The following is a 1728-nucleotide window of genomic DNA, read 5'->3' as shown; positions in this document are numbered from 1 at the left end:
TCCACCATCGTGTTGATGGTGTCCTTCAGCTCCAGGATCTCGCCGCGCACATCCACCGTGATCTTCTTGGAGAGGTTACCGGCCGCCACCGCCTTGGTAACATCGGCGATGTTACGCACCTGGTTGGTGAGGTTGGAGGCCATGAAGTTCACCGACTCGGTGAGGTCCTTCCAGGTGCCCGCAACGCCCTTCACCGCTGCCTGACCGCCGAGGTTCCCTTCCGTGCCCACCTCGCGGGCCACGCGGGTCACTTCCGCCGCGAAGGAGCCGAGCTGGTCCACCATCGTGTTGATGGTGATCTTGAGCTCGAGGATCTCGCCTTTGACATCCACGGTGATCTTCTTGGACAAGTCGCCGCGCGCCACCGCAGTGGTCACGTCGGCGATGTTGCGCACCTGGTTGGTAAGGTTACCCGCCATCGAGTTCACCGACTCGGTTAGATCCTTCCAAGTGCCGGCCACGCCCTTCACATCCGCCTGGCCGCCGAGCTTCCCTTCCGTGCCCACTTCGCGGGCCACGCGGGTCACTTCCGAGGCGAAGGAATTGAGCTGGTCCACCATCGTGTTCACGGTGTCCTTGAGCTGCAAGATCTCCCCGCGGACCGCCACAGTAACCTTCTTGGAGAGGTCGCCATTCGCCACCGCGGTGGTCACGTCGGCAATGTTGCGGACCTGGTCGGTGAGGTTGCCGGCCATCGAGTTCACCGAATCGGTGAGGTCCTTCCAGGTGCCCGCCACGCCTTTCACATCCGCCTGGCCGCCGAGTGCGCCCTCGGTGCCCACCTCCCGGGCCACGCGGGTTACTTCCGAGGCGAAGGAGCCGAGCTGGTCCACCATCGTGTTGATGGTGTTCTTCAGCTCGAGGATCTCGCCTTTGACATCCACGGTGATCTTCTTGCCGAGGTCGCCATTCGCCACCGCGGTGGTCACCTCGGCGATGTTGCGGACCTGGTTGGTCAGGTTACCGGCCATCGAGTTCACCGAATCGGTGAGGTCCTTCCAAGTGCCGGCCACGCCGCGCACTTCGGCCTGGCCGCCGAGCTTGCCTTCCGTGCCCACCTCGCGGGCCACGCGGGTGACCTGATCGGCGAAGGAGGAGAGCTGGTCCACCATCGTGTTGATGGTGTTCTTCATCTCAAGGATCTCGCCTTTGACGTCCACCGTGATCTTGCGCGAAAGGTCGCCATTCGCGATGGCGGTCGTCACGTCGGCGATGTTGCGGACCTGGTCGGTCAGGTTGCCCGCCATCATGTTCACGTTGTCGGTGAGGTCCTTCCAGGTGCCGGCCACACCGGTCACTTCTGCCTGGCCGCCGAGCTTGCCATCCGTGCCCACCTCGCGGGCAACACGGGTCACTTCCGAAGCGAAGGAGCGGAGCTGGCCCACCATCGTGTTAATGGTCGCCTTCAGCTCCAGGATCTCGCCTTTGACGTCCACCGTAATGGTCTTCGAGAGGTCGCCATTCGCCACCGCGGTGGTCACCTCGGCGATGTTACGCACCTGGGCGGTCAGGTTACCGGCCATCGAGTTCACCGAGTCGGTAAGGTCTTTCCAGGTGCCGGCCACGCCTTCCACGTTCGCCTGGCCGCCGAGCTTCCCTTCCGAGCCCACTTCGCGGGCCACGCGGGTCACTTCCGAGGCGAAGGAGCCGAGCTGGTCCACCATCGTATTGATGGTGTTCTTCAGCTCGAGGATCTCGCCTTTGACATCCACGGTGATCTTCTTCGAG

1 protein-coding gene is annotated in these 1728 nt (G+C 63.2%); it reads right to left on the bottom strand.

What is annotated here, in order from left to right; all coding sequences use genetic code 11:
- Window positions 1-1728, bottom strand: a 1728-nt coding sequence (locus BV071_RS25155; RefSeq protein WP_035613137.1) for a HAMP domain-containing protein, incomplete at both ends; no start/stop codon positions are given.

It is taken from the genome of Haloferula sp. BvORR071 (assembly GCF_000739615.1).
In the GTDB taxonomy this organism is placed as follows: Bacteria; Verrucomicrobiota; Verrucomicrobiia; order Verrucomicrobiales; family Akkermansiaceae; genus Haloferula.
Note: the sequence above shows the minus strand (reverse complement) of the source record. Positions and strands in the feature narration are given on the sequence as shown.